This is a genomic window from Thermobispora bispora DSM 43833 (assembly GCF_000092645.1).
GTDB lineage: Bacteria > Actinomycetota > Actinomycetes > Streptosporangiales > Streptosporangiaceae > Thermobispora > Thermobispora bispora.
In genome coordinates, this window is sequence record NC_014165.1 from 1,035,019 (window position 1) to 1,055,675 (window position 20,657).

Below are 20,657 nucleotides of genomic sequence, written 5' to 3' on the forward strand. Positions count from 1 at the left end.
CCATCCGGCGGCGCGGATTCCCGGCCGGCGCGCGGCAGTCATCGCGGGGCCGGCGGGATTCCCGCCGCGACATCGATGCGCCCGCCCGGGAGATCGCGGGTTCTCAGAAGAGCGTGGGATGCTCCGGCTCGATGCCGCGCAGCGCGTCGTAATCGAGGGTGACGCACTCGATGCCGCGGTCGGCGGCGAGCACCCGGGCCTGCGGCCGGAACTCCTGCGCGGCGAGCACCCCCTTCACCGGGGCCAGGAGCGGATCCCGGTTGAGCAGCTCCAGGTACCGGGTGAGCTGCTCCACGCCGTCGATGTCCGCACGCCGCTTGATCTCGACGGCCACGGTGCCGCCGAGGTGGTCGCGGCAGAGCAGGTCCACCGGCCCGATCGCGGTCATGTACTCCCGGCGGATCAGCGTCCAGCCTTCGCCGAGGGTGGTGATGTGCTCGGCGAGCAGCTCCTGCAGGTGCGCCTCGACGCCGTCCTTCCGCAGCCCGGGCTCGATCCCGAGCTCGTGGGTGGAGTCGTGCAGGATCTCCTCGATGGTGAGCACGAGCTTCTCACCGGTCTTCTCGTGGATCACCGACCAGGTGAGTTCTCCGTCGCCGGATCTCTCCTCCCGGATCTTGCACGGCGGGTTCATCCAGTTGAGGGGCTTGTAGGCGCGGTCGTCGGAGTGGATGCTGACGGAGCCGTCCGCCTTGAGCAGGATGAGCCGGGGCGCCATCGGGAGGTGGGCGGTCAACCTTCCGACGTAATCCACACTGCACCGAGCGATGACCAGCCGCATGGCCGCCAACCCTACCGGGATCGCGGCGGCCCGGGGGACGGACCGGGTCATGCGCGCGCGCTCCGCGCCCATGGAAAATGGAAGTGGTTCCCCATCCGCCTCGTCCCGAGAAGGATCCGACCGTGAGCCCTCGCCGCGTCCGACGCCTCGGCCCGTACGAGCGACCGGGCGGCCGCGGCTCGTCCCGGCCGATCGAGTGGGTGGCCGGGATCGACCGGAAAGAGCACGCGCCGGATGGGGAGTGGGTCGTGCGCCATGTGTCCGGGGCCACCGACCGGGTGTACCGGTGCCCCGGCTGCGAGCAGGAGATCCGGCCCGGCGTGCCGCACGTGGTGAGCTGGCCGAACTGGCCGGGCGGCGCCGAGGAGCGGCGGCACTGGCACACCGCCTGCTGGCGCAACCGGATCAACCGGGGCCCGCTGCGCCGGCGGTACTGACCGGCGGGCCGCATGCCCCGCCCGGGCGGGTGGCGTACCGAGACGGGTGAACAAGGCAAGGGGTTGCACAGGGATGGAGATCAGGGCGTCCACCGTTCTGCCTGCCCGGCGGACCGACATCGAGCTGCACACCGCCGACGGGCTGACGCTGGTCGGCGAGCTGGCCGTGCCGGAGAGCCGGCCACCGGTGGCGACGCTGATCTGCCTCCACCCGCTGCCCACCCACGGCGGCATGATGGACAGCCACGTGCTGCGGAAGGCGGCGAACCGGCTGCCCGCCCTCGCCGACCTGGCCGTGCTCCGGTTCAACACCCGGGGCACGAGCTCCGAGCGCGGCACCTCGGAGGGCACGTTCGGCGACGGCGTGGCCGAGCGCTGGGACGTCGCGGCGGCGCTGGAGTACGCCGAGTACCACGAGCTCCCGCGCCCGTGGCTGCTCGGCTGGTCGTTCGGCACCGAGCTCGCCCTGCGGTGGGGGCGCGACCCGGCCGTGGAGGGCGCGATCCTGCTCTCCCCGCCGCTGCACCGGGCGACCGACGAGGACCTCGACGCGTGGGCCGAGTTCGGCCGGCCGCTCATCGCGCTGGTGCCCGAGTTCGACGACTACCTGCGGCCGGACGAGGCGAAGAAGCGGTTCGCCCGGGTGCCGCAGGCCGAGGTGATCGGGGTGCCCGGCGCCAAGCACCTGTGGGTGGGCGAGCCGTACGTGCGGATCGTGCTGAACGAGATCGTCAAGCGGGTGAACCCGGCCGCCGCGCCGCTGCCGACCGAGGTGTGAGGCGCGGGCGGGGCCGCGAAACGGCGAGGGGGCTCGGCACGCGGCAGGGCACCGGGTTACGGTGATCTAGTGCGCCTGTACTGGAGATCTGCCGGAAGCGGCATACCCGTCGTGCTGCTGCACGCGTTTCCCTTTTCCTCGGCGATGTGGCTCTCCCAGCGGGAGGGCCTCGCGCCGGTGTGCCGGGTGATCACACCGGACCTCCGCGGGTTCGGCGGGACACCGCTCGGTGACGCCCGGCCGTCGATCGATGTGATGGCGGACGACGTCGCCCACCTGCTCGACCAGGAGGGCATCGACCGCGCGGTGGTCGGCGGCCTGTCGATGGGCGGCTACGTGACGATGGCCTTCTGCCGCCGCCACCCGGACCGGTTGCTCGGCGTGATCCTCGCCGACACCAAGGCCGGCGCCGACGACGAGCAGGCGAAGGCCAACCGGGAGCGGATCGCCCAGGCGGTGCTGGAGAAGGGCTCCGACGTGCTGCTCGACCAGCTCCCGTCGCTGGTCGGCGTCACCACCCAGCAGCGGCGGGGCATGGTCCTCGGTCGCGTGCGCGGGCTGATCAAGGTGGCGCCGCCGAAGGCGGTGGCCTGGGCCCAGCGGGCCATGGCGAACCGCCGGGACTCCTTCGACACGCTCCGCGGGCTGCGCGTGCCCGCCCTGGTCATCGTGGGGGATGAGGACCGGCTCTCCCCGCTCGCCGAGGCCGAGGCCATGGCCGAGGCGATCCCGGAGGCGAAGCTCGCCGTCATCGAGCAGGCGGGGCATCTGTCCGCGGTCGAGCGGCCGGAGGAGTTCAACCGGCTGGTCGCGGACTTCGTCCGTTCGCTCGGGTGAGCCATCGCCCGGGCCCGGGCGCAGGCCGTGACGGCCGGCCCGCGGCCCGGGCCGGCGGAGCCCGGCGTCGCGGCGAGATCGCCGGGCCCGCCTCGTCGGTGCACTACCCGATCCCTCGCGCGAGCGAGCCGCGGGGTTCTTCTCCTGAGCGAGCGCGGTCCCAAGTGAGCCGCGGGGTTCTTCTCGTAGGCGAGCCGCGGTCCTGAGCGAACCGCGGGGTCTTTCTCGCACGTGAGCCGCGGTCCTTCTCGCGAGCGAGCCGCCGGGTCCCATCGCGCAAGCGAAAGGGCCCGGGCGATGGACCGCCGGGCCCCTTCAGACAGCCGTCACCGAACGCGCCGGATGGGTCGGGCTCACTCCTGCCACCACTCCGAGTCGTCGTCGTCCTTGCCGCTCGAGGCGCTGGAGCCGGAGACGGAGGAAGACGACGAGGAGGAGCCGGAGTCGACCGACGAAGCCGACGACGAGGACACCGCGGGCTTCTGCTCAGTGCTCTCCGACGAGGTCGACGAGGACAGCGCCGGCTTGGGAGCGGCAGCGGTGACCGGGGCCGGCTCCGGGTCGAGACCCGGCAGCGAGGCGCCGCCGAGGAGCTGCCGGAGCTGAGCGAGGTGGCTGGTGATGCTGTCCCGCTGGCGGGTGAGCTCGTCCACCTGCCGCTGCATCGTGGTGCGGATCCGCTCGGCCTCGGCCTTGGCCTCGGCGACGATCGCCTCGGCGTGCGCCTTGGCCTCGGAGACGAGCTGGTCCGCGTTCTTGCGGGCGTTGGCGAGGAGCTGCTTGGCGTGGGCGTCCGCCTCGCGCCGGGTCTGCTCGGCCTGCTGGGTGGCCTTGAGGGCCCGCTGCTCGGCGGTGGCGGCCCGCTGCTCGGCCTCGGCCACCATCTTCTGGGTCTGGGCCTGGGCCGCGGCGTGGCGCTCGGCCTCGATGCGCTCGGCCTCCTCGCGGCGCTGGGCGAGCTGGATCTCGAACTCGGCCTCTTCCTGGGCCCGCTTGGCCTCGGACTCCTCGAGGATCCGCTGGGCCTGGGCGCGCATCTCGTCCGCCTGGCGCTTGGCCGTGGTGAGGATCTCGTCGCGCTCACGCTTGGTGTTGGCGCGCAGCTGAGCCACCTCGCGTTCGGTGGTGGTCCGCAGCTTCGCGATCTCCCGCTCGGCGGCCGCGCGCTTCTCGGCGACCTCGTGGTCGGCCTGGGCGCGGATCTTGGCCACCTCGCGCTCGGTGGTCGCGGTCAGCTCCTCCGCCTCCCTGCGGGCGGCCGAGCGGATCTCTTCGGCCTCGCGCTCGGCCGTGGTCCGCAGCTCCTCCGCCTCGCGCGCCGCCATGGCGCGCTTCTCCGCTGCCTCGTTCTCTGCGGCGGCGCGCAGGTCGGCAGCGTCGACCTTCGCAGCAGCCCGGATCTCGTTGGCTTCCGACCTCGCCGCCTGGACGAGCTCCGTCGCCTGCTCCTCGGCGAGGCGCAGCAGCTGCTCAATGCGGGCTCCGAGACCGGCGTAGGTCGGGCGCTCCTGCTCCCTCAGCTGGCGCTGCGTGTCCGCGAGCTCCCGCTGAAGTGCGGCGATCTGCTCCCGGGCCTGCCGCAGTTCGTTGTCCATCTGCTTGAGATAGTCGTGGACCTGGTGCCGGTCATAGCCCCGGAGCACCACGTCGAATTCCCGTGTAGGGGTGTCTTCAAAGAAATTGTTGAGCTGGGCGTCGATGTCGGACTGCATGAGGCTCGATCCTGTTGTCGAGACGGCTACAACGGCCGGACGGGGGGCGGACTTATCCGAGGCGGGAGGCCGTGGGCTTCCACGTCCGGTGGTACGCCAGCGTACTCCGGTAGTGCGGCGTTGGAAGCTCCGTCGGACTTTCTGCGCGAGTTGTTACTTGTGCGGGTTTCCTGCGTTTCGCTTAGCGACGGGGTGCCTCCACGAGCTCCGTCAGAACGCCGCCCACGTCCTTGGGGTGCAGAAACGCGATCGAGGCGCCCATGGATCCGTGCCGAGGCCGCTGGTCGATGAGGCGAACGCCTTTCGCGCCGATTTCCTCGAGTGCCTTGGCGATGTCCGCCACGCCGTACCCGATATGGTGCACGCCCTCGCCCCGCTTGGCGAGGAACCTGCCCACCGGGGTGTCGGGGTGGAGCGGTTCGAGAAGCTGCACGTAGGAGGCCCCGTGCGGTCCGTCGGTGACGTGGAGCATCGCCTCCCGGACCCCTTGCTCCTCGTTGATCTCGCGGCTCACGACCTTCAGCCCGAACACGGACTCATAGAACGCGATCTTCTCTTCGAGATTGTGGCAGGCGATGCCCACGTGGTCGATCCTGAGCAGCACGGCGCTCTCCTTTCCCCGCTGAGGGCCGGGCGACCGGCAGTGCCCGATATGCCCATGGGTATGGTGTCACGGTCGCCGCGTTGTACTCATGGAGGGCCGTCATGTCTGGTTCTGTGATTGTCGCCGGGGCCCGCACCCCCATCGGCCGGCTTCTCGGTTCGCTCGCCGACCTTTCCGCGGTTGAATTGGGAGGAATCGCCATAAAGGCGGCACTGGAGCGCGCGGGCGTCGCCCCTGAGCAGGTGCAGTACGTCATCATGGGGCAGGTGCTCCAGGCCGGCGCGGGCCAGATCCCGTCGCGGCAGGCGGCGGTGAAGGCCGGCATCCCGATGACCGTGCCGTCCCTCACGATCAACAAGGTCTGCCTCTCCGGCCTCGACGCGATCGCCCTCGCCGACCAGCTCATCCGGGCCGGCGAGTTCGACATCATCGTGGCCGGCGGCATGGAGTCCATGACCAACGCCCCGCACCTCCTCCCCGGCATGCGCAAGGGCGTCAAGTACGGCGCCGCCCAGGTGCTGGACGCGATGGCCTACGACGGGCTCACCGACGCATTCGACCACATCGCCATGGGGGAGGCGACCGACCGCCACAACGCGCGGTACGGCATCACCCGCGAGGAGCAGGACGCCTTCTCCGCCCGGTCCCACCGGCTCGCCGCCGAGGCGACCAAGAACGGGATCTTCGCCGAGGAGATCGTCCCGGTCACCATCCCGCAGCGCAAGGGCGACCCGATCGTGGTCGACACCGACGAGGGCATCCGCCCGGACACCACCGAGGAGAAGCTCGCCAAGCTGCCGCCCGCCTTCACCAAGGACGGCACCATCACGGCCGGCTCCGCCTCCCAGATCTCCGACGGCGCCTGCGCCGTGGTCGTGATGTCCAAGGCCAAGGCGGAGGAGCTGGGCCTGGAGTGGCTGGCCGAGATCGGCGCCCACGGCAACGTGGCCGGCCCGGACAACTCCCTCCAGTCCCAGCCGGCCAACGCGATCAAGCACGCCCTCGCCAAGGAGGGCCTCACCCCGGACGACCTCGACCTCGTCGAGATCAACGAGGCCTTCGCCCAGGTCGTGCTCGCCTCGGTCCGGGAGCTCGGCATCCCCCTCGAGAAGGTGAACGTCAACGGCGGCGGCATCGCGCTCGGCCACCCGATCGGCGCCTCGGGCGCCCGGATCGTGCTCACCCTCGCCCACGAGCTCAAGCGCCGCGGCGGCGGGGTGGGCGCCGCCGGCCTCTGCGGCGGCGGCGGTCAGGGCGACGCCCTCATCATCCGCGTGCCGCGCAAGGGCTGACCGTACGGCACCGCCCGCCCGGGCGGGACGGGCCCCGGGGTGTTCCCGGCGCGCCCGGGCCGGGCGGGACGCCTTTTGCGCCACGGGCGGCCCTCCGGTTCACGGGCCGCGGCACCGTCCGGCCCGCTCCCGCACGGCTACGCCGGGTCCTCGAAGACGATCTCGATCCTGGTGAAGCCGAGGGTGCGCAGCACGCCCTCGAGCATGGTCTTGGCGTTCTGCTCGGCCCGGCCGCGCAGGCCGGCCGACTCCGCGGCCTCCGCGATCTTCCGCTCCGCGAGCAGGTAGACCTCCCGCCGGTCGTTGGGGGAGGAGGAGAGCAGGTCGCCGATCCGGTCGAGGAGGCCGCGCTCCTCGGCGAAGACGTACGACCGCTCGTTGTCGAGGTTGGGCTTCTCCAGCCGGGCGCGCGGCAGCCGTACGGTCACGGCGGAGCGGTCCCGGGAGACGGTGATCGCGCCGTCCGGGAGGGCGGAGAAGTCGACGTAGGCGTCCACGCTCCCCACGCCGACGAAGAGCGTCCGCCGGCCCTTGATCGAGTCGGGCAGGAACGGCGCGTCCTTCTCGAGATCCACCACCACCTGGAACTCGCCGGTCGCCGCCTCGAACCGGCCCAGGTCCCGCACGGACTGCAGCACCACCGGCTGGGCGCGCTCGCTGGTCCGCTCGCCGAAGGGGTTCAGCCACCGCCAGGCGAGCCACGCGCCGCCGGCGAGGAGGACGGCGACGGCGAGCAGCACGGCCAGCACGCGTGCGGCGCGGCCCCGGCGCGGGGTGGCGGGGGCCGGCGCCGCCGGGGCAGAGGTCTGATGATCCACGGCGAACAATCTTCCCGATCATCGCCGGATCTCACCTTGGGGACATCTCACCTCGGGGAACTCGGGGACGTCTCATCATGGGGAGCAGGCTCACCTCGGGGTGACCGCGCGGGGCTCGCTCCCCGCGGCGGGGCCGGTGGCCCCGGGAGCGCCGGGGCCACCGGGGTGGACGAGCAGGTGACGGGAGACCGTCGGGTAGACCCCCGGGTACCCCGAGCCGAGGCGGCTCGGCGGATACCCCGGGGCCGGATCCACCGGGTAGGCGGGCGTGTGCGGCGGGCTCGGGTGCGCCGGGTGGTCCGCCAGGTAGGGGTCGGCGGACCGGGCCCCGCCGCCGAAGTGCCTCGCCTGCAGGGTGCAGGCGACGAAGTCGGAGTAGTACATGCCGAGCCAGGTGCGCCGCTGCGCCTCGGTGAGCTGGGAGAACCACACCGCCGCGTACCGGTGCTCGGGCAGCGGGCCGGCGGGCAGCGGCCGGTCGCGCAGCCAGGCGACCACGATGTTCCGGTAGCCCGCGGCGGCCCGCCCACGGCACGGCCGGATGAGCCGGTTGAGGAACTCGTCCGCGGTCCGCTCGGCGTATCCCGGGCCGAGCTCGTCGGCGTGGATCACCACCACGCCCGGAGGGGTGTCCCCGCGCTCGCTCACCGGGCGCTGCTCGACCCGGCGGAACGCGGCCGGGGTGTCGGCCAGCCGGGCGGCGAGCGTGGTGAACACGCTGGCCAGCTCGGCGAGCCTGCCGCGCATCGCCGGGTGCACGCACACGGTGATCGGCCACTCCTGGCAGGTGTGGGCCATGCGCTCGCTCGCGGTGATCGTCCGGGGTTCGGCGACCAGCCGCGCCGCCCCGGCCCCCGCGGCGAGCACCGCGACCCCCGCGGCGGCGACCGCGAGCACCTTCCGGGTGACGAGGGCCACCCAGCCCAGCAGCAGCGCCGCGCTCAGGCCGAGCAGCCACAGCGTCTGGTCGGCGAGCGCCGCCTCGTCGATCCCCTTGAAGAGGTCGTACGGCTCGCGCGCGGTCGGGGTGAGCCGGTCGGACCAGGTCCAGCCGGTGGCGAGCCAGCTGAACAGCGCGAAGGTGCCGGCGCCGGCGATCGCGGGCGCGATCACCAGCGGCACCAGCCAGCCGACCGTCCAGCCGACGACCACGTACAGGGCGAGCCCTGCGACGCACATCGTCAGCCCGCCGGGCAGCAGGCGGCCGGTGGTGCCGTCCATCACCCGCAGGCCGAGCACGAGCACGGCACCGCCGAACGCGCCGATGACGATCGCCAGGATCGCCAGCGGCGCCTTGACCGCCCGCCATGGGGTCGGGGTCTGACCGCGCCAGGCGGCGCGTCTGCCCACCGCGACCCATGCGGCGAAGGCGGCCGCCACGGGGCCGGTCAGCCGGAGCGACCCGATGACGGCCAGGACGATGTCGTCCCAGTTGACGAAACCGGGAATGAGGACGCTCCACGCGGCAACGAGCCCAAGGGCGAGCAGCACGGTCAGCGCGACGACCGCGCCGTGCTTGAGCTCCTCGCGTGAAACGCCCCTGTGGTCACCCACAGTAGGGCGCGGCCCCCGGCCACGCCGATGTCGACATCCGGCGCACAGGCACCGGGACAGGCATGCCGCCCATCAACAATCCCCCCGTGTCTGCTGTGAGCGGCGGCCGCGCCGAAATCCCCCGGGCGCCGATCCGCGGCCGGCTCTTCCCGCGCCCTGGGCGCATGCCCTACCAAGCGCGGGTCCCCCTGCAGCCGCGGGTTTGCCGCCGCCTCACCTTTCGACGTGGCAACCATAACGGAGCGTGACCCTGGCGGAAGGAGTTCTGGGGACAAGGAATGAATCCGGTTACGTTGCGTGCGCCGGCCGATGGCGCACGGGCGGCGCGCTAGCGTATGCGCTATGCCCGTTCCGCCCAGCTCCGGTTCCCTGCCCGCCGGCATCTCGAAGCCGCTCGACCTGCCGTTCGACCCGATCGAGCGCGCCGCCGAGACGTGGCGAGCGAGGTTCGGCCCCTCTTCCGCCATGGCCGCGGTTACGTCGATCATGAGAGCTCATCAGATTCTGCTGGCGCAACTGGACACGCTGCTCAAGCCGTACGATTTGACCTTCGCCCGTTACGAGGCGCTCGTGCTGCTCACGTTCAGCAGGACCGGTGCGCTCCCTCTGTCGAAGATCGGCGAGCGGCTCATGGTGCACCCGACGAGCGTGACCAACACCGTCGACCGCCTGGAGCGGGCCGGTCTCGTGCGCCGCATGCGCAACCCGCGCGACGGGCGGGGCGTGCTCGCCGAGATCACCCCGGCGGGCCGTGAGGTGGTCCAGCGGGCCACCGCCGACCTGATGGCGGCGAAGTTCGGTATGGGGATGTACCAGGAGGGTGAGCTGGAGCAGATCTTCGACCTGCTGCGGACCATCCGCATCGCCGCCGGCGACTTTCGGCCGTGACCGGCCGGGCCCGGCCCGCGTGCCGCGCGGCCGTACCGCCGGGGTGAGGCGGCCGCCCGCGCGACCGGGGACCGCCCGGCGCGGACCGCCACCGCCCCGGGCGGCCGGGGCGCGGCCGGCCGGAGGCGGGATGGCCGGATGACGCGAACGAATCCGAGGACTACGGCAGGATTGGGGATATGGCAGCGGAGTTCACTCGACCTGCATCGCTGTACGGCGCGGTGGACCTCGGCGCGCGCAAGCAGGCCCTGGAGGCCCAGGCGCGGCGCGAGGCCGAGGAGAAGAGCGGAAGGGTGCCGACCGTCGTCGAGGTCACGGCGGCCACCTTCAGCGTCGACGTGGTGGAGCGCTCGATGGGCACCCCCGTCGTGATCGAGGCCACGGTGAGCCGCGCCGAGCAGGTCAAGCAGTTCAGCGCGACCCTGGAGAAGCTCGCCGGCGAGGCGGGCGGGGGGTGGGTCCTCGCCCGGGTCGATGTCGAGCGCGATCCCCAGCTCGCCCAGGCCCTGCGGATGCGGATCGTCCCCACCGTCTTCCTGGCGTTCCAAGGTCAGATCATGCCGCTGTTCGAAGGGCCGATGCCGGAGGCCCAGGTCCGCCAGGCGCTGCAGCAGGTGTTCCAGCAGCTCGGCGTCGAGGTCGGCCGTGGGGCCGCGCCCGCGCAGCCGCCGGTCGACCCCGACCTGGCGGAGGCCGAGGCCGCGCTGGCCAAGGGCGACCTCGACACCGCCGAGGCCGCGTTCACGCGGCTGAAGGAGCGGGAGCCCGGGAACGAGGACGCCAAGACCGGGCTGGCCCGGGTCGCCCTGATGCGCCGGGTGCGCGGGCTCGACACGGCCGACGTGCTCCGGCGCGCCGCCGCGGACGAGGCCGATGTGGCGCTCCAGTGCCAGGCGGCCGACGTGGAGATGCTGAACGGCCAGGCGGAGCAGGCCTTCGACCGGCTCGTGGGGGTCGTCCGCCGGACCAAGGGGGAGGAGCGGGACAAGGCCCGGGTGCACCTGCTCGGCCTGTTCGAGATGTTCCCCGTCTCCGACCCGCTGGTGCTCAAGGCCCGGCGCGCGCTGGCGAGCGCGCTCTTCTAGCCTCGCGCCGCGTTGCACGGGCATATAGCCCGGCGTGCGGGTCGTGACGATTTCCGCGACGTTCGGCACCGGCGGCAGCGTCATCGGCCCGGCGGTGGCCGAGCGCCTCGGCGTGCCGTTCGTGGACCGCGCCATCCCGTCCGCGGTCGCCGAGGAGCTGGGGGTGAGCCTGGAGGAGGCCCTCGCCTACGACGACCGGGGTGAGAGCGGGCTCGGCAGGCTCCTCGTCGGCATGCTGCGGCTGCCGAACGCGGCGTTCGGCGCCGCGGAGCTCGGCATGTTATCGGGCGTCCCGCTGTCGCCGGAAGAGTTCACCATGCGCACCGAGCGCATGATGCGGGAGACCGCGCGCCGGAGCGGCGGGGTGTTCCTCGGCCGGGCCGGCGCGGTGGTGCTCGCCGACCACCCCGGTGCGCTCCACGTCCGCCTCGACGGACCGCTGCGCCGCCGGGTGCTGCAGACGGCCGCGTTCTCCGGCATCCCGGAGCGCGAGGCACGGCGGATCGTCGTGGCGAACGACCGGGCCCGCGCCGCGTACGTGCGGCAGTTCTACCGGGTGAACCCTGCCGACCCGCAGCTTTACCACATGATCCTGGACAGCACCGTGATCCCGGTGCCGATCTGCGTCGAGCTGATCCTGACCGCGGCGAACGCTCTTGGTTGAGCCGAATCGCGATTTTCGGTCCGAACTTCCGCGTGGAAGATGGCACCATGGAAGTGCCCCCACGGAAGCGTTGAGCCGGGTGCGAAGCAGGACCGCTGCGTGAGGTTCTGAGCAGTCTGTGAACAGGACGGCCGGGGGACGCACCCCAAAGGAGCGGATGAACGTGGCCACCGTGCCCAGCGTTTCGTACTCCATCACCATCCGTCTCGAGGTGCCCGCGGGAGGTAAGGCGGTCAGCCAGCTCACCCACGCGGTAGAGCACGCGGGTGGCGTGGTGACCGCCCTCGACGTGTCGAACGCTGGACACGAGAAGCTCCGCATCGACGTCACCTGCGCGGCCCGGGACGCCGACCACGTCCAGGAGATCGTGGACGGCCTGAGCCGCGTCGAGGGCGTGACCATCCACAAGGTCTCCGACCGGACGTTCCTCATGCACCTCGGCGGCAAGATCGAGATGAACTCGAAGGTGCCGCTGCGGAACCGGGACGAGCTCTCCATGGCGTACACGCCGGGCGTGGCGCGGGTCTCCATGGCGATCGCCCGGAACCCGGAGGACGCGCGGCGCCTCACCATCAAGCGGAACTCGGTCGCCGTGGTCACGGACGGCTCCGCGGTCCTGGGCCTGGGGAACATCGGCCCGGCGGCGGCCCTCCCGGTGATGGAGGGGAAGGCCGCGCTGTTCAAACGGTTCGCCGGGATCGACGCCTGGCCGATCTGCCTCGACACCCAGGACGTCGACGAGATCGTGCGGGCGGTGCAGCTCATCTCGCCGGGCTTCGGCGGCATCAACCTGGAGGACATCTCGGCGCCGCGGTGCTTCGAGGTGGAGCGCCGGCTGCGGGAGCTGCTCGACATCCCGGTCTTCCACGACGACCAGCACGGCACGGCGATCTGCGTGCTCGCCGCCCTCACCAACGCGCTGAAGGTGGTCGGCAAGGAGCTGCCGCACGTCCGGATCGCCATGGCCGGGGCGGGCGCGGCCGGCTCGGCGGTGCTGCGGCTGCTGCTCGCGGCCGGGGCCAAGGACGTGATCGTGTGCGACTACCGCGGCGCCATCCACGAGGGGCGTGACGACCTCGACGACTCGCTGCGGTGGATCGCCGAGAACACCAACTCCGGGAACTACACCGGCGACCTGCGGGGCGCGCTCGAGGGCGCCGACGTGTTCATCGGGGTGTCTGCGCCGGGGATCCTCACCGGCGAGGACATCGCCCGGATGGCCGACGACGCGATCGTGTTCGCCCTCGCCAACCCCGAGCCGGAGGTCTCCCCGGACGAGGCGCGGGAGTACGCGGCCGTGGTGGCGACCGGCCGCTCGGACTACCCGAACCAGATCAACAACGTGCTCGCCTTCCCGGGCGTGTTCCGCGGGCTGCTCGACGCGCAGGCGAAGGAGGTGACCGAGGAGATGCTGCTCGCGGCCGCGCGGGCGCTCGCCTCGGTGGTCACCGACGACGAGCTGGGCCCCAACTACATCATCCCGAGCGTCTTCCACCCGGACGTGGCCCACGTGGTCGCCACCGCGGTCCGGGAGACGGCGCGGGGCGGGCTGCCCGCCACCGACCTCGCCGAGTACCGCACGGGTGATAGAGAGTAATATGGCCCGCCAAATAGTGGAGGACGTGCGCGATCGGGCATTCCTACCCCATCATGGGAGGTATGGCGGAAGCGATCTACGTCGGCCGGTTGCTGGTGGCGACGCCACTGCTCGAGGACCCCAACTTCCGGCGTAGTGTCGTGCTGATCCTGGAGCACGATGAGGATGGCGGCACCCTGGGCGTGATTCTCAACCGGCCCAGCGAGATCGCGGTGCACCAGGTCCTGCCGTCGTGGGACGCGCTGGTGACCGGCCCGTCGGTCCTCTTCCAGGGCGGTCCGGTGCAGACGGACAGCGCCCTCGCCCTCGCCGCCGTGATGAGCGGCGACGAGCCGCTGGGCTGGCGGAGGCTGCAGGGCAAGACGTCGACCCGTCTCGGCACGGTGGATCTCGACGCGCCCCCCGAGATCCTCGCCGGCGAGATCACCCAGATGCGGATCTTCGCCGGGTATGCGGGGTGGGCCGCCGGTCAGCTCGAGAGCGAGATCCGGGAAGGCGCCTGGTACGTCGTGGACTCCGAGCCCGGGGACACGTTCAACTCCGACCCGGAGAACCTGTGGCGGGCGGTGCTGCGCCGGCAGCGCAACGAGCTCGCGTTCGTCTCGACGTTCCCCGACGACCCGACGCTGAATTAGGCGGCCGGCGCCGAGTGCACCGGGCGCGGGACCGGGCGGCCCGCGCCGTGGGCCGGGCCCGGCTCGGGTATGCCCGCCGCCGCGTGGGCGCGGGGCCGGCCGCCGCTGTGGTACGGCCACGCTCCTTCGCGCTCCCTGTCTCTGCATGATCGGCGGTGTGGTGCTCGGCCGGCGGGCGATCGCGCACCGGCCCGGAAACCTCGACCGCGAGGGCGGGTACGGCCACGCTCCTTCGCGCTCCCTGCCTCTGCATGATCGGCGGTGCGGTGCTCGGCCGGCGGATGATCGCGCAGCGGCCGGTGGATCACCACCGTGAGAGCGCGGTACGGCCGGGCGCGCCGCGCGCCACCCGGCCGTACCGGGGATCAGGTCAGCTCGCCGTGCAGATCACCTCCGGCGGCACGCGGTTCTGGCCCTGCCACGACCCGAGGAACCCGAAGGTCGTGCCGGCCCCCGGGCCGAGATCGCCGTTGTAGCTCATGTTCTTCGCGGTCACCGACGGGCCGTTCGAGGTGATCGTGGCGTTCCACGCCTGGGTCACGGCCTGGCCGTCGGGGAAGGTCCACGACACCGTCCAGCCCGAGATCGCGGAGTCGCCCGCGGTGACCGTCACCTCGCCCTGGAAGCCGCCGTTCCACTCGTTCACGATCCGGTAGCTCGCGGTGCACCCCTTCGACCCGCTCGGGCTCGGGCTGGGGCTCACCGGAGGCGAGACCGGGGGAGAGACCGGGGGAGAGGCCGGCGGGGAGCTCGGCGGCGGGCTGGCCGTGCCGCCGTAGACGGTCGCCTCCTTCGCGGTGGCCTTGATGCCGTTGGGGCCGTTGAAGAGCCGCTGCCCCCACGGGGTGAGCCGGGCCGGGTCGAAGTTCTCCACCTGGTCGAGGTACTCGACGCCGCCGCCGTTGCCGCTCCACGACCAGCCGATGTAGCCGATGCCGCGGGCCTCCGCCTCGGCCATGATCGTGTCCTCGTCCGGGTCGCCGTCGGAGTGCAGGTGCCCGAACTCACCGATGACGAGCGGCAGGCGGGCGGACTGGAACGCCTGCAGGTAGCTCGTGATCTCGTTCGCGGTGTCGAACACGCCGTACATGTGGATCGAGAAGACCGTGTTCTTCAGCGGGTCGCTGTCGAACACGGTGGCGGCGTTGTCCCGCATGACGAACGCCCAGTCCTGCCCCCAGTTCGGCGCGTCGACCATGAGCAGGTGCTGGAAGCCGGCGTCGCGCATCCGCTGGATCGCGTTGATCGTCGCGGCGGTCCAGGCCGACGGGTTGTTGTTCCCGTACGGCTCGTTGCCGATGTTGATGACGATGTAGTTCTCCTCGCCGGTGAGCACGCTCTTCAGGCTGATCCAGTAGTCGACCGCCTGGTCGAGGGGGTAGGCGCCGCTCTGCTCGCCGTACCCCGTGGTGTCGTGGTTCTCCAGCACGCAGATCAGCCGGTTCTCCTTGCAGAGCCGGATGACGTTGGCCACGTCGCTCGGGGAGTTCGGCGTCCAGCGGCCGCCGCTCAGCACCACCCGGACCGTGTTGGCGCCGAGCGATTTGATGTCCGCGAACGAGCCGGTCTGGTTCGGGTACCAGGCGTGCGGGTGGCTCGTGCCCCGCATGATGAACTCCGCGCCGTTGGCCTCGTAGATCTTGCCGTCGCCGACCCGGAGGCCCACTGCGGCCTGGGCGGGCGGCGACCAGACGATCAATGACCACGCGAGCGCGAACAGCGCCGCGACGGCGACGCCGAGCCGTGTTCTCATCGACCACCTCACCGGGGAATGGGCCGACCGGAGGAGCGCTCGCGCATCACCCTAGGAGCGGCTGATCATCTGGGACAGGCGCGGGCGAGGGGAGAGGGGCCACCGCCGGTCCGCCGGCCCCGGCGACGTGCGAAGGTACGGCCCGGCCCGGGGTGATCCCGGATGAAACGTTCAAGGATCCTCGAATACTCGCCGGTAGGAGGCCGCCCGGCCGAGAGACGATGGGGTTGCGGTTCCGGGCCGGCACCGATGATCGCGAAGGTCCGTGCTCGGTGATCGGGCAGGGCGCGCGCCGTTGCTCATGCCGGCCCGCGGCGGCGCGACTCCTGTGCGCCGTGTGAATTCTGATCCTTATTTTACCACTTGATCATATTTCTTAATGCCGGATCGGCCATTGGCGAAGGGGTCACGAATTCCCGAATTAACGAGTTGCTACAAGCCGGGCGAATGCCATAAGTTGCCCCGGTTGATTCTGTGCTATAAGGGGGGATCTTTTCGTGACCCAACCGGCTCTGGCCGGCACCGAGGCGCCCGCGCAAGGCGTCCGGGGCAACCACCCGGGGCTCACGCTCCTCGCCGTCGGCCTCGGCGCGATCATGGTCATGCTCGACGGGACCGTGGTCGCGATCGCCAACCCGGTCATCGGCGCCGAGCTCCACGCCACCCTGTCCGACCTGCAGTGGATCACCAGTGGCTACCTGCTCGCGCTCGCGGTGTTCCTCATCACCGCCGGCAAGCTCGGCGACCTGTTCGGCCACAAGCGGATGTTCCTCATCGGCGTCGCCGGGTTCACGCTCGCCTCGCTGGCGATCGGGCTCAGCTCGTCGATCGGGCCGCTGATCGCGTTCCGCGTCCTGCAGGGCCTGTCCGGCGCGCTGCTCCAGCCCGCCGGGCTCGCGCTGCTCCGCGCGGCCTTCCCCGGGGAGCGGCTGAACAAGGCCCTCGGGGCCTGGGGCGCCATCCTCGGCCTGTCCAGCGCGGCCGGGCCCATCGTCGGCGGGCTGCTCGTGGAGAACGTGAGCTGGCAGTCGGTCTTCTTCATCAACGTCCCGGTCGGCGCGATCACCATGATCTTCGGGTTCCTGGCGCTGCGGGAGAGCCGCGCGGAGCTGCTCTCCCGGGTGGACTGGCCCGGGGTCGGCCTGCTGTCGATCACGATGTCCGCGCTGCTCTGGGCGATCATCAACGCGCCGGAGTGGGGCTGGGGGGACGCGCGGACGCTCGGCTTCCTCGCCGGGGCAGTGGTGTTCGGCGCCGCCTTCCTGTTCTGGCAGGGGCGGGCGCGTGAGCCGCTGGTCCCGCTCGGCCTCTTCCGGAACGCATCCCTGTCCATCGGCACCGTGCTCATGATCCTGGTGTCGTTCTCGATGGTGGGGGCGATGTTCTTCCTCACCTTCTACTTCCAGGGGGTGCACGGCCTGTCGCCGATGGAGGCCGGGCTGCGCATGCTGCCGATGAGCGCCGGGATGATGGTCGCCTCGCCCGTGGCCGGCATGGCCATCGGCAGGTTCGGCCCCAGGCTCACCATCGTGGGCGGGATGCTGATCACCGCGGTGGCGATGTTCCTGCTCTCCCGGCTCGGCCTCGAGGCCGGCTTCCTCGACAGCGCGATCCCGTTCGTCCTCCTCGCATTCGGCCTCTCCCCGGTCTTCGTCGGCGCGACCGAGATCATCGTCGGCAACGCTCCGCTCGAGCTCACCGGGGTGGCCGGCGGGCTCCAGAACTCGGCCATGCAGGTCGGCGGGGCCCTCGGCACGGCCGTCCTGGGCGCCGCGGTCTCCGCGAAGGTGGCGAGCGCGCTGCCCGGGCACCTCGGACCGGCCGCGTCCGCCATCCCGCCCGCGCAGCTCGATGCCCTCAAGGAGCTGGCCGCGGTCGGCATGGCGCCCCCCGGCCTCTCCGGCCCGGGCGCGGAGCTCATCGCCCAGGCCGCCCACCGCTCCTTCATGGACGGGCTCCACTTCGGGTTCACCATGAGCATGGGCCTCGCCCTGGTGTCCGCGTTCCTCGCCCTGTTCGTGAAGGCGGGCCGCAAGCCGGAGGGCACCCCCGCCGCGATCGGCTGACCCGGTCGCTCGCCGCGCCGTGCGGAAGCCGTACGGGCCGGTCCTTCGATGCCGCTGGATAGACTCGTTATCCGTGAGCGGCACGAAGATTCTTCCCGAGAGCGAAGTACGGCCCAGGCTCTCGCACGGCGACGGCGACCACGAGCGGTTCGCGCACTACGCCGACAAGAACAAGATCACCCAGAGCTATGTGACCGGCACGCCGGTCCGCGCGCTCTGCGGCAAGGTGTGGGTGCCGAGCCGGGACCCGAAGAAGTACCCGATCTGCCCGGAGTGCAAGGAGATCTACGACGGGCTCCCCAAGGGCGAGCCGTCCGGCGAGTGAGTGTCGCTGCGTGATCTTCACCCCTCGGAACGGCTAACGTCAGGCTTCTGACCAGCCGTTTCGGGGGGACACGATGCGCCGGCGCGCCTCCGCCGTCTTCCTTGCCTGCCTCTTCCTCACCTGTATCTGCACGTTCAGCGGGACGCCGACGGCCGCCCGCGGCACCCGCCCGACGGGCGATCACGCGGCCGCGAGCGGTGACCCCGGCCGGCCCCGCACCGGCGGCGTCCCGTGCGGCGCCGACCCGCGCGCCCGCGCGTACCGGCTCGCGCTCCGGCCGCACACCCCGTGGGGGCTCCTCCGCGTCCCGGCCCGCCCGGACGGCCATGCGCGCGCCGGGCACCGCCCGGCCGGCGCGCCGGAGCGGCGCGGGGTGATCCGGGTGCCGCTCTGGGTGCACGTCATCAAGGACGGCGCGCTCGGCGCCCCCGACAGCGCGGTCAAGCGGCAGGTCCGCACGCTCAACGCCGCCTACGGCGGCAAGTTCGGCGGGGTGGACACGGGCGTCCGGTTCGAGCTGAAGGGCATCACCCACACGGCCAACCGCGCGTGGTTCCGCGACCCCTTCGGCCACGAGCGGGAGATGAAACGGAAGCTCCGGGTGGGCGGCCCGGAGACGCTCAACCTCTACATCGTGCAGATGGAGCGGCTCATCCTCGGCTACGGCACCTACCCGCAGTGGTACGCGGGCGCGCCCGAGCTCGACGGGGTGATGATCGACTGGCGCAGCCTGCCGGGCGGCCCGCTCCGCAACTTCCGCCGCGGCTTCACCGCGGTCCACGAGATCGGCCACTGGATGGGCCTGCTCCACACCTTCGAGAACGGGTGCGACCCGCCCGGCGACGAGGTCGACGACACCCCCGCCGAGGCGTACCCGACCAAGGGCTGCCCGGCCCGGAAGGACACCTGCCCGGGGCCGGGGAGCGACCCGATCCACAACTTCATGGACTACTCCAAGGACACCTGCATGCGCGAGTTCACCCGCGGCCAGGCCGAGCGCATGGCCCGGATGTGGCAGGAGTACCGCGCCATCGCACCCTGATCCCGCCCCGGAGGCGCGCCCTCTGGCCGATGGGGAGCACCCCGGCCGTGACTTCCCGGTCCGCCGTTGACGCCGGGGCCCGGGTGTGAGTAACTCCTCACCAGCGTTCGCGCACCGGGACACGGCATTGTGCGGTGCCGCCGTCGCCCGGGTGACGCACGCCCGGTCCTTCGCACGCCGGTTCGCCGCCACGCGCGCCCGGCAGGGATGCTCCCGGAGGTGACGTGCAGGATCAGTGGATGCGCCGGGTGTGGCCGCCGGAGGGGGAGGAGGCGCGCCCCGCGCAGCAGCCGTCCACGGTGGCCACGCGGCCCGCGAGGAAGCCGTCCGCTCCGGCCGGTCGGCGCGGCACATCGTCCTCGCCTCCCCGCGGCAGGCCGAGCTGGCTGGTGCGCATCCTCGTCGCCGCGCTCGCCGTGTCCGCCTCATCCGCGGTGATCACCGGCCTGGTGATCGCCGCCCTCGGCCGGCCCGAGCCGCCGCCGCAGGACACGGTCACCGATTGGTTCGCCGGGGTGAGCTACCCGCTGCCGCCCGGGTGGCGGGCCGGGGTGGCGGCGCCCGTGGCCGGCTTCACCTCGGTGGCCGGCCGGGACGGGAGCGTGCTGGTGATGGCCCGGCCGGCCGGGCGGGCCGACCCGGCCCAGCTCCGGCCGGCGCTGCTCGACCTGTGCGACGTCTACGCCCGGCTGCTCGTCCTCGGCGATGACCTCGAGGTGGTGGACGACCGGCCGGTCACGATCGGCGGGATGCCCGGGCACACCCGTGCGCTCCGGGCCGGCGGGGGAGAGCCCGCGTTCATGCGGGTGACCCTGTTCACCCGCCCGGACGGCCGGAGCGTGGTCCTGCTCGGCGTCGCCCAGCCCGACGACCCGCGCTCGCGGGCGGAGATCGAGGCCGCGACGTACGGAGCCCACTGAGCGAGGCCGCGACGCACGGCGCCCGCCGAGGACGCAGGGAGCCCGCTGAGCCGGACGGCCCGCAGGGCGATGAGATCGGAAACCGCGGGTCGGATGGTGTTCAAGAACGGCCCGTGACGAGGTGTGGTTGCGGTATCACGGAGAGCGACGACGCCACGTGATACTGGGGACCTCGGATGCTCGTTCTGCTGCTGGCGCTCGGCTGGCTCGTGCTCACCCCGATCTGCGTCTGGCTGATCTTCGGCCGGGGCGCGTCCGGCCCGCGGCGCGCCATGGGGGCGCTCACCCTCACCGCGCTGCAGGCGGGAACGCTGGTCATCGGCTTCCACTCCCGCACGCCGCCGGAGCCGCCCGCGCCCGTCGTGGCCGGCCGTACCGGCGCCCCCGGCCCCGCCACGGCGGCGCCGACCGGCACCGGCGCGCCACCGGAGTGCACCCCCCGCACGCCCACGCCCGAGATGGTGCGGATGAACCGCCGCGGCGGCTCGCTGAACCTCTTCGTCTTCTGGCGCGCCGCCGAGCGGCAGTGCCCCACGGCCACCGTCGCCCTCAAGGGCACCGGGCGGGTGCTCCGGGTCTGGCTGCGGGAGAGCGCGCCCGGCGAGCGGGAGGCCGCGCCACCGGTGCGAGGGGCGGAGGTCCGGTCCGTTCCCGTCCGCCTGGTGGACGGGCTCGCCTCGCTGAACCTGCGGATCACCCCCGAGCTGCGCCGCAAGTCCGTGCGCGTCACGGTGAACGGCGGCCCCGGTTACCGGATGCCCCGCCCGGCCGGACGCCGCGGCTGAGGAACCGCCCCGATGCTCCGGCCCCGCGGCCGTCCCACGGCCGGGCGCCATGGGTTAGAGGGGCCGCCCAGGGGCGTCCCCGGC

General features: G+C 72.3%; 20 protein-coding genes. 14 read left to right on the top strand and 6 right to left on the bottom strand.

Annotated elements, in window-relative coordinates; all coding sequences use genetic code 11:
• Nucleotides 1–103: 103 nt before the first annotated feature.
• Nucleotides 104–781, bottom strand: a complete 678-nt coding sequence (nucS, locus tag TBIS_RS04540) for an endonuclease NucS (RefSeq protein WP_013131168.1) — start codon at nucleotides 779–781, stop codon at nucleotides 104–106.
• Nucleotides 782–903: 122 nt separating this feature from the next.
• On the opposite strand from nucS, the gene TBIS_RS04545 reads away from it, so the two are divergent.
• The 3 genes from TBIS_RS04545 to TBIS_RS04555 all read left to right on the top strand — a co-directional run bounded on the left by TBIS_RS04545 (nucleotide 904) and on the right by TBIS_RS04555 (nucleotide 2,833).
• A complete protein-coding gene (locus tag TBIS_RS04545; protein ID WP_013131169.1) occupies nucleotides 904–1,218 on the top strand; it encodes a hypothetical protein in 315 nt (104 codons plus the stop codon).
• A 73-nt stretch (nucleotides 1,219–1,291) separates the two neighbouring features.
• Nucleotides 1,292–1,996, top strand: a complete 705-nt coding sequence (locus tag TBIS_RS04550) for an alpha/beta hydrolase (RefSeq protein WP_013131170.1) — start codon at nucleotides 1,292–1,294, stop codon at nucleotides 1,994–1,996.
• Between the two features lie 111 nt (nucleotides 1,997–2,107).
• Complete coding sequence (locus TBIS_RS04555) at nucleotides 2,108–2,833, top strand: alpha/beta fold hydrolase (protein ID WP_242384309.1); 726 nt, start codon at nucleotides 2,108–2,110, stop codon at nucleotides 2,831–2,833.
• Nucleotides 2,834–3,186: 353 nt separating this feature from the next.
• Here TBIS_RS04555 and TBIS_RS04560 read toward each other — a convergent pair whose 3' ends face one another.
• Together TBIS_RS04560 and mce are read right to left on the bottom strand one after the other, a co-directional pair.
• Nucleotides 3,187–4,545 (bottom strand): DivIVA domain-containing protein, encoded by a 1,359-nt coding sequence (locus TBIS_RS04560; protein WP_013131172.1) that lies wholly within the window; start codon nucleotides 4,543–4,545, stop codon nucleotides 3,187–3,189.
• A 181-nt stretch (nucleotides 4,546–4,726) separates the two neighbouring features.
• Nucleotides 4,727–5,149 carry a methylmalonyl-CoA epimerase gene (mce, locus tag TBIS_RS04565; protein ID WP_013131173.1) on the bottom strand — a complete coding sequence of 141 codons (423 nt, stop codon included), beginning with the start codon at nucleotides 5,147–5,149 and terminating at the stop codon, nucleotides 4,727–4,729.
• Nucleotides 5,150–5,250: 101 nt separating this feature from the next.
• Between mce and TBIS_RS04570 the strand changes: the two genes are divergently transcribed.
• Nucleotides 5,251–6,441: an acetyl-CoA C-acetyltransferase gene (locus TBIS_RS04570; protein ID WP_013131174.1), complete on the top strand. Its 1,191-nt coding sequence runs from the start codon at nucleotides 5,251–5,253 to the stop codon at nucleotides 6,439–6,441.
• Nucleotides 6,442–6,578: 137 nt separating this feature from the next.
• Here the strand turns inward: TBIS_RS04570 and TBIS_RS04575 are convergent, their stop codons facing one another.
• Entirely contained in the window at nucleotides 6,579–7,259 is a 681-nt protein-coding gene (locus TBIS_RS04575; RefSeq protein ID WP_148231453.1) for a DUF4230 domain-containing protein, read from the bottom strand.
• A 90-nt stretch (nucleotides 7,260–7,349) separates the two neighbouring features.
• Nucleotides 7,350–8,813 carry a hypothetical protein gene (locus tag TBIS_RS04580; RefSeq protein ID WP_013131176.1) on the bottom strand — a complete coding sequence of 488 codons (1,464 nt, stop codon included), beginning with the start codon at nucleotides 8,811–8,813 and terminating at the stop codon, nucleotides 7,350–7,352.
• Between the two features lie 342 nt (nucleotides 8,814–9,155).
• On the opposite strand from TBIS_RS04580, the gene TBIS_RS04585 reads away from it, so the two are divergent.
• The 5 genes from TBIS_RS04585 (at nucleotide 9,156) to TBIS_RS04605 (ending at nucleotide 13,682) form a co-directional block, all read left to right on the top strand.
• Nucleotides 9,156–9,701 carry a MarR family winged helix-turn-helix transcriptional regulator gene (locus tag TBIS_RS04585; protein WP_013131177.1) on the top strand — a complete coding sequence of 182 codons (546 nt, stop codon included), beginning with the start codon at nucleotides 9,156–9,158 and terminating at the stop codon, nucleotides 9,699–9,701.
• 179 nt (nucleotides 9,702–9,880) lie between these two features.
• The gene (locus tag TBIS_RS04590; protein ID WP_013131178.1) at nucleotides 9,881–10,786 is read left to right on the top strand and encodes a tetratricopeptide repeat protein; all 906 of its coding nucleotides are present in this window, start codon (nucleotides 9,881–9,883) and stop codon (nucleotides 10,784–10,786) included.
• A gap of 34 nt (nucleotides 10,787–10,820) precedes the next feature.
• Nucleotides 10,821–11,450: a cytidylate kinase-like family protein gene (locus TBIS_RS04595; RefSeq protein WP_013131179.1), complete on the top strand. Its 630-nt coding sequence runs from the start codon at nucleotides 10,821–10,823 to the stop codon at nucleotides 11,448–11,450.
• Nucleotides 11,451–11,613: 163 nt separating this feature from the next.
• Nucleotides 11,614–13,047 (top strand): NAD-dependent malic enzyme, encoded by a 1,434-nt coding sequence (locus tag TBIS_RS04600; protein ID WP_013131180.1) that lies wholly within the window; start codon nucleotides 11,614–11,616, stop codon nucleotides 13,045–13,047.
• Nucleotides 13,048–13,109: 62 nt separating this feature from the next.
• Complete coding sequence (locus TBIS_RS04605; RefSeq protein ID WP_041431191.1) at nucleotides 13,110–13,682, top strand: YqgE/AlgH family protein; 573 nt, start codon at nucleotides 13,110–13,112, stop codon at nucleotides 13,680–13,682.
• A gap of 370 nt (nucleotides 13,683–14,052) precedes the next feature.
• Here TBIS_RS04605 and TBIS_RS04610 read toward each other — a convergent pair whose 3' ends face one another.
• Nucleotides 14,053–15,435 carry a cellulase family glycosylhydrolase gene (locus TBIS_RS04610; RefSeq protein WP_013131182.1) on the bottom strand — a complete coding sequence of 461 codons (1,383 nt, stop codon included), beginning with the start codon at nucleotides 15,433–15,435 and terminating at the stop codon, nucleotides 14,053–14,055.
• A 497-nt stretch (nucleotides 15,436–15,932) separates the two neighbouring features.
• Here TBIS_RS04610 and TBIS_RS04615 point away from each other — a divergent pair, with 497 nt between their 5' ends.
• From TBIS_RS04615 to TBIS_RS04635, 5 genes are all read left to right on the top strand, one after another.
• Nucleotides 15,933–17,501 (top strand): DHA2 family efflux MFS transporter permease subunit, encoded by a 1,569-nt coding sequence (locus tag TBIS_RS04615; protein WP_013131183.1) that lies wholly within the window; start codon nucleotides 15,933–15,935, stop codon nucleotides 17,499–17,501.
• A gap of 73 nt (nucleotides 17,502–17,574) precedes the next feature.
• Nucleotides 17,575–17,826, top strand: coding sequence for a DUF3039 domain-containing protein (locus tag TBIS_RS04620; protein ID WP_086014795.1), 252 nt, complete (start codon nucleotides 17,575–17,577; stop codon nucleotides 17,824–17,826).
• Between the two features lie 73 nt (nucleotides 17,827–17,899).
• Nucleotides 17,900–18,868 (top strand): zinc metalloprotease, encoded by a 969-nt coding sequence (locus TBIS_RS04625; protein ID WP_013131185.1) that lies wholly within the window; start codon nucleotides 17,900–17,902, stop codon nucleotides 18,866–18,868.
• A gap of 224 nt (nucleotides 18,869–19,092) precedes the next feature.
• A complete protein-coding gene (locus tag TBIS_RS04630; RefSeq protein ID WP_148231454.1) occupies nucleotides 19,093–19,788 on the top strand; it encodes a hypothetical protein in 696 nt (231 codons plus the stop codon).
• A gap of 176 nt (nucleotides 19,789–19,964) precedes the next feature.
• Nucleotides 19,965–20,573: a hypothetical protein gene (locus tag TBIS_RS04635; RefSeq protein ID WP_013131187.1), complete on the top strand. Its 609-nt coding sequence runs from the start codon at nucleotides 19,965–19,967 to the stop codon at nucleotides 20,571–20,573.
• Nucleotides 20,574–20,657 lie beyond the last annotated feature (84 nt).

Coding starts and splice junctions, on each gene's coding strand:
- nucS (WP_013131168.1), bottom strand. CDS start 781: ATGCGGCTGGTCATCGCTCGGTGCAGTGTGGATTACGTCGGAAGGTTG.
- TBIS_RS04550 (WP_013131170.1), top strand. CDS start 1,292: ATGGAGATCAGGGCGTCCACCGTTCTGCCTGCCCGGCGGACCGACATC.
- TBIS_RS04560 (WP_013131172.1), bottom strand. CDS start 4,545: ATGCAGTCCGACATCGACGCCCAGCTCAACAATTTCTTTGAAGACACC.
- TBIS_RS04570 (WP_013131174.1), top strand. CDS start 5,251: ATGTCTGGTTCTGTGATTGTCGCCGGGGCCCGCACCCCCATCGGCCGG.
- TBIS_RS04585 (WP_013131177.1), top strand. CDS start 9,156: ATGCCCGTTCCGCCCAGCTCCGGTTCCCTGCCCGCCGGCATCTCGAAG.
- TBIS_RS04590 (WP_013131178.1), top strand. CDS start 9,881: ATGGCAGCGGAGTTCACTCGACCTGCATCGCTGTACGGCGCGGTGGAC.
- TBIS_RS04605 (WP_041431191.1), top strand. CDS start 13,110: ATGGCGGAAGCGATCTACGTCGGCCGGTTGCTGGTGGCGACGCCACTG.
- TBIS_RS04610 (WP_013131182.1), bottom strand. CDS start 15,435: ATGAGAACACGGCTCGGCGTCGCCGTCGCGGCGCTGTTCGCGCTCGCG.
- TBIS_RS04625 (WP_013131185.1), top strand. CDS start 17,900: ATGCGCCGGCGCGCCTCCGCCGTCTTCCTTGCCTGCCTCTTCCTCACC.
- TBIS_RS04635 (WP_013131187.1), top strand. CDS start 19,965: ATGCTCGTTCTGCTGCTGGCGCTCGGCTGGCTCGTGCTCACCCCGATC.